The 1,096-nt window shown below is 54.9% G+C and carries 1 rRNA gene; it reads left to right on the top strand.

The window, feature by feature from the left end:
• Positions 1 to 1,030 (top strand): 23S ribosomal RNA (locus A2J01_RS32020); the annotation flags it as partial.
• Positions 1,031 to 1,096 lie beyond the last annotated feature (66 nt).

Genomic DNA, 1,096 nt, shown 5'->3' with positions numbered 1-1,096 from the left:
GGAGCGAAGCTGAGAATTTAAGCCCCAGTAAACGGCGGTGGTAACTATAACCATCCTAAGGTAGCGAAATTCCTTGTCGGGTAAGTTCCGACCTGCACGAATGGCGTAACGACTTCTCAGCTGTCTCAACCGTAGACTCGGCGAAATTGCATTACGAGTAAAGATGCTCGTTACGCGCGGCAGGACGAAAAGACCCCGGGACCTTCACTACAGCTTGGTATTGGTGTTCGGTTCGGTTTGTGTAGGATAGGTGGGAGACTGTGAAGCGGTGACGCCAGTTATCGTGGAGTCGTTGTTGAAATACCACTCTGATCGAATTGGACCTCTAACCTCGGACCATGATCTGGTTCAGGGACAGTGCCTGGTGGGTAGTTTAACTGGGGCGGTTGCCTCCCAAAATGTAACGGAGGCGCCCAAAGGTTCCCTCAGCCTGGTTGGCAATCAGGTGTCGAGTGCAAGTGCACAAGGGAGCTTGACTGTGAGACTGACAGGTCGAGCAGGGACGAAAGTCGGGACTAGTGATCCGGCACCGGCAAGTGGAAGCGGTGTCGCTCAACGGATAAAAGGTACCCCGGGGATAACAGGCTGATCTTCCCCAAGAGTCCATATCGACGGGATGGTTTGGCACCTCGATGTCGGCTCGTCGCATCCTGGGGCTGGAGTAGGTCCCAAGGGTTGGGCTGTTCGCCCATTAAAGCGGCACGCGAGCTGGGTTTAGAACGTCGTGAGACAGTTCGGTCTCTATCCGCCGCGCGCGTTAGAAACTTGAGGAAGGCTGTCCCTAGTACGAGAGGACCGGGACGGACGAACCTCTGGTGTGCCAGTTGTTCCGCCAGGAGCACCGCTGGTTAGCTACGTTCGGAAGGGATAACCGCTGAAAGCATCTAAGCGGGAAGCCTGTTCCAAGATGAGGTTTCTCACCCCCTCGAGGGGGTAAGGCCCCCGGCAGACCACCGGGTTGATAGGCCAGAACTGGAAGTGCAGTAATGCATGCAGGTGACTGGTACTAATAGGCCGAGGACTTACCACAAAGAAGCTACGCGTCCACTGTGCGGTATCTGAAACAACACACAGATACTGATGAGAAACCCTGTTT

It is taken from the genome of Rhodococcus sp. EPR-134 (genome assembly GCF_001647205.1).
GTDB classification, from domain to species: domain Bacteria; phylum Actinomycetota; class Actinomycetes; order Mycobacteriales; family Mycobacteriaceae; genus Rhodococcus_F; species Rhodococcus_F qingshengii.
This window is presented reverse-complemented; position numbering and strand designations above follow the sequence as displayed.